The 4,287-nt window shown below is 44.1% G+C and carries 6 protein-coding genes; 2 read left to right on the top strand and 4 right to left on the bottom strand.

Features of this window, described 5'->3' with window-relative positions:
* Window positions 1–46 precede the first annotated feature (46 nt).
* From glmM to PSE7429_RS21915, 3 genes are all read right to left on the bottom strand, one after another.
* On the bottom strand, window positions 47–1,429 hold the full coding sequence (gene glmM, locus PSE7429_RS21925) for a phosphoglucosamine mutase (protein ID WP_009629574.1): 1,383 nt from the start codon (window positions 1,427–1,429) through the stop codon (window positions 47–49).
* A gap of 240 nt (window positions 1,430–1,669) precedes the next feature.
* Window positions 1,670–2,266 (bottom strand): ATP-dependent Clp endopeptidase proteolytic subunit ClpP, encoded by a 597-nt coding sequence (gene clpP / locus PSE7429_RS21920; RefSeq protein ID WP_009629573.1) that lies wholly within the window; start codon window positions 2,264–2,266, stop codon window positions 1,670–1,672.
* 441 nt (window positions 2,267–2,707) lie between these two features.
* Window positions 2,708–3,022 carry a hypothetical protein gene (locus tag PSE7429_RS21915; protein WP_009629572.1) on the bottom strand — a complete coding sequence of 105 codons (315 nt, stop codon included), beginning with the start codon at window positions 3,020–3,022 and terminating at the stop codon, window positions 2,708–2,710.
* A 156-nt stretch (window positions 3,023–3,178) separates the two neighbouring features.
* Here PSE7429_RS21915 and PSE7429_RS21910 point away from each other — a divergent pair, with 156 nt between their 5' ends.
* The gene (locus PSE7429_RS21910; protein ID WP_009629571.1) at window positions 3,179–3,433 is read left to right on the top strand and encodes an AbrB/MazE/SpoVT family DNA-binding domain-containing protein; all 255 of its coding nucleotides are present in this window, start codon (window positions 3,179–3,181) and stop codon (window positions 3,431–3,433) included.
* Window positions 3,430–3,768: a type II toxin-antitoxin system PemK/MazF family toxin gene (locus tag PSE7429_RS21905; protein ID WP_009629570.1), complete on the top strand. Its 339-nt coding sequence runs from the start codon at window positions 3,430–3,432 to the stop codon at window positions 3,766–3,768. Before PSE7429_RS21910 ends, PSE7429_RS21905 begins: the two co-directional genes overlap by 4 nt.
* Window positions 3,769–3,941: 173 nt before the next feature.
* Here PSE7429_RS21905 and PSE7429_RS21900 read toward each other — a convergent pair whose 3' ends face one another.
* The gene (locus PSE7429_RS21900) at window positions 3,942–4,139 is read right to left on the bottom strand and encodes a hypothetical protein (RefSeq protein WP_233424416.1); all 198 of its coding nucleotides are present in this window, start codon (window positions 4,137–4,139) and stop codon (window positions 3,942–3,944) included.
* Window positions 4,140–4,287: the final 148 nt, after the last annotated feature.

Raw genomic sequence — 4,287 nt, 5'->3', positions numbered from 1 at the left:
GCCAAGAATGGCGGCGCTACGCGCCGCCATTCTTGGCTTGTTTTTTTTAAGCCTTAACAAGTTGTTTTTCAATCAACCCGACCAAACTATTTGTCCAATGATTTGCTAAGTCGAAGGTTTCTGCCTCGACCATTACGCGCATCAGTGGTTCTGTACCAGAAGCACGAACTAAGATCCTGCCCCGATCGCCTAAATCTTGTTCAGCTAAGGCGATCGCTTGGACTAGGGCATCGCAGGACTGCCAATTGCGTCGCTGGTCGCGATCTTCCACGCGCACATTTTTGAGTAATTGGGGAAAAGGATGAAAACTGCGATCCATTAGTTCATCGAGGGGGGCTTTTTGTTTTGCCAGAGCGGCGAGATGTAGTGCTGCTAGCAAACCATCACCACTAACTGCATAGTGACGGCATAGCACATGCCCCGACTGCTCTCCGCCCAGCATGGCTCCCGATCGCACCATTTCCGCATGGACATACTGATCGCCAACGGCTGTCCGTACTAAGTTGCCACCCAGCTTTTGCCAAGCTCTTTCAAAGCCCAGATTTGCCATTACCGTGGTCACGATCTCGCTGTTGGGCAGTTGATTTTTTTCCATCAACTCCTGTCCCCATAGGTACAGGATATAGTCGCCATCGACGATCCGACCATGGCGATCAACAGCCAAAACGCGATCAGCATCGCCATCAAAGGCAAAGCCCATATCCGCATGATGTTCTTTCACGGCTGTGCGTAAGGGTTCGAGATGCGTAGAACCGCAATTCACATTAATCCGATCGCCATCGGGTTCTTGGTGTAAACAAATCACCTCCGCTCCCAGATTCCGAAATACTTGCATCGATACAAGGGTTGCCGAACCATAGGCAAGATCGAGCACCACCTTCAAACCACTTAAATCTGTAGCGATCGAGGTTTGTAAAGACTCTTGATAGCGATCAATTAAATGGGATTTTTCCTGATATTTACCCCAATCCTGAGAGGGCTGAGACAGATTGGCATGACCTCGCGCTTCTAAAACTGCCTCGATCGCCTGCTGGGTTTCGCTACAGAGTTTTGTCCCATTTGCTCCAAAAAACTTAATGCCATTATCCTCTGGTGGATTGTGGCTAGCTGAGATCATGACACCACCAAAAATTTCAGGGGAATTCGCAGTCAGGTAAGCTACCGCAGGGGTGGGGCATAGTCCAATATGCCAAACATCCCAACCTGCTGCGGTTAATCCTGCGGAAATCGCCGTCGATAGCATATCTCCTGAAGTTCGGGAGTCCTGCCCTATCGCGATCGCATTGGCTTGATCCGCACGATCTGCACAATCTTGTTCGACCCGTTCCTTTAAAATTTTGCCTGCACTAATACCGACTTCGAGCGCCAATGTCGCTGTGAGAAAATCACCGACATGACCGCGAATGCCATCCGTACCAAACAATTTCATAAACTCTACTCCACTCACACCTTATACCAAAGTACAAAAAGGCTACGCTATTTTGTGCTTTTAAAACTCTTATAACAATTCACAAAAGTGTTGTCGCACTTTCGTGAATTGTTATAAGGTTTGGGTTTTAATTATGCCCAGCTACTTACAAAAATAAAATCGCTCAAAAAATGGCTCAAAAAATAGCTCAAAAAATGGCTCAAAAAAATGGCTCAAGACTTGAGCCATTTTTTTAAAAGATTATGCTGCTACTTCAAATTTAGGGCGTTGAGTAACAACTTCATCGATCAGTCCATAATTTTTCGCTTCGTAGGGAGACATAAAGAAATCGCGATCAGTATCTTCCGCAATGCGATCGATCGGCTGACCAGTATGGAAAGCCATCAATTCATTGAGACGACTCTTATGGTAGAGAATCTCCTTCGCTTGAATTTCAATATCCGTTGCCTGCCCCTGTGCGCCACCAAGAGGTTGGTGAATCATGATTCTTGTGTGCGGTAATGATAGCCTTTTGCCCTTTGCGCCACCAGTGAGCAAAAAAGCACCCATACTTGCCGCTAGCCCTACACAAATTGTCGATACATCGGGACGAATATGCTGCATCGTGTCGTAAATAGCCATACCTGCGGTCACAGATCCCCCAGGAGAGTTGATATATAAGAAAATATCTTTTTCGGGATCGTCGGCTTCAAGGAAAAGCAACTGAGCAACAATGATATTAGAAATACTATCGTCAACCTGTTGCCCCAAAAATACGATCCGCTCCCGCAGTAGGCGCGAAAAAATATCAAAGGCTCTTTCGCCACGACCAGACTGTTCGATTACGGTTGGGATCATAGTTTATCTTTACGGTTTACTCTCAGTCTATTGTACTGATATGTAATCACCGCTAACCTCTGTCTCTATTCGGATTTCACCCCGTAAGTAGCTGGGCATAATTAATTACAAACCCAAACCCGTAAAGTTGCGCCCCTACGGGGCGCAACTTTACGGGTTTGGGTAATTTATTTTGCACAAGCACTTACCTTTCTATGGTCAAGAATTGGTAGTGCTAGCACTACCAATTCTTGACTGGGAAAAAGTATTAAAAAATCGTGAGTTCGGGATAATTTGAAACGGGGTTTGAGAAAGGGTTTGCTACGCAAACCCTTTCTCAAACACCAAAGGTAAAAGCCTTGCTACGCAAGGCTTTTACCTTTGGTGTTTTAAAATTTGCCAGCTTAACCCGAACTGACGTTAAACAAGTAGTACTTTGTACTGCTTGTTTGATTTTTTTGATTAATTATGGCGATCGCGATAAATTACGTTAGAAACACGATTTTGTTCGCGGGTGAGACGGGCTGCTTCTTGACGGCTCAAATGTCCATCACTGAGATAATTACGACGCTGGGCTTCGATACGTGCTTCACGTTTTTCTAGATTTTTGTATTCGCTTTGGCTGATTGTGCCTTGTTGCACGCCTTTATAAATGCGTTCCTGTTGATTAACTTCGCGATTATAGATCGTACCTGCGGAGGCGGAACTGGGATTGACTAGGCTGAGGGTGCTGACTACTGAAGTAATGGCAAGAATGGGCAGAATCAAGCTTTTCATAATATTACCTTTGGCGATCGCCTTGAATCAAATGTTTAACGCTTTACGCTGATTTAGACATTTGCTCCTAGCCAAAAGGTTCAAGTTATTTTTTGACTGTAATGACGCTTGAGGTTTTTGCTAATGTTATATTTAAATATAACTAATAGATAAATTATGCACACCACAAATCTCCGTAAGGTCGGTGGCTCGATCATGTTGGCGATTCCTCCCGCCGTTCTCGAAATTTTGAACCTACAATCAGGTACAACTGTGGGGGTTGCTGTTGATAATGGCAGACTGATTATTGAACCTCAACTGAAACCACAATATTCACTAGATGAGCTTTTGGCACAATGCAATCCTAATGCTCCGATAACGGAAGATGATTGCGTTTGGCTAGATGTCGAACCTGTGGGTAATGAACTGTGAAACGTGGTGATATTTATCTTGTTTCGCTCGATCCCACGGAAGGACATGAACAACAGGTTACTAGACAATTTCTGATTGTCTCTCCTGATAAATTCAATGCTTTAACTAAAGTTCCGATCGTGGTTCCAATTACATCGGGTGGAAGTTTTGCAAGAACCGCAGGTTTTGCTGTTTCTCTGGATTCTGCTGGAACCCGAACTAAAGGTGTAGTTCGTTGCGATCAACCCCGTCCTATTGATTTATCTGCGCGTAAGGCTCGAAAGTTGGAGAGTGTGCCAGACGAGATCGTTGATGATGTGTTGGCTAGAATTGTTACTCTATTTAGTCCCTTGTAATTTCGCGATCGCTAATAATGCTAAAGGTGCGATCGCCTATTCACTACAAGCTCAAATAATCTGATACAGAAGGGAATTATTTATCATTAGCAAGGATTGATTCTAATATTTCAATAGTTTTTGTCTCGCGCCAATGACGGGTAATCCTTATTTTTCGCGAAATGTAACTTTTCTCATAATGCGGCAACATCAACATAGATATAGTTTTGCGGTTGTTTTAATTGCTCTAAGCCTTCCAATAAATTACGGCGATTAGCTTCTGTGGATAGCAAATATGCGGTTTCATCCATTTCTATTTTTGACTCGATTTCTGATGCAATTAATAAGATTGCTTCGACAATCGTTCCTTCAGGAAGGTCGATTATCGGCATTTCTAGTTTGCCATTTTTGATGATGGCTTTGTATTTGATGGCATTCATAGTCTTTTAAGGCGATCGCTGTATGCGTATTATAGCTATAGCCACTTGCATTAGGATAAATCAAAACCCAGAAGAGAGAGGCGGCGCTTCGCGCCGCCTC

It is taken from the genome of Pseudanabaena biceps PCC 7429, from assembly GCF_000332215.1.
Classification (GTDB): domain Bacteria; phylum Cyanobacteriota; class Cyanobacteriia; order Pseudanabaenales; family Pseudanabaenaceae; genus Pseudanabaena; species Pseudanabaena biceps.
The sequence above is the reverse complement of the archived record's forward strand: the minus strand, read 5'-3'. Positions and strand labels throughout refer to the sequence as shown.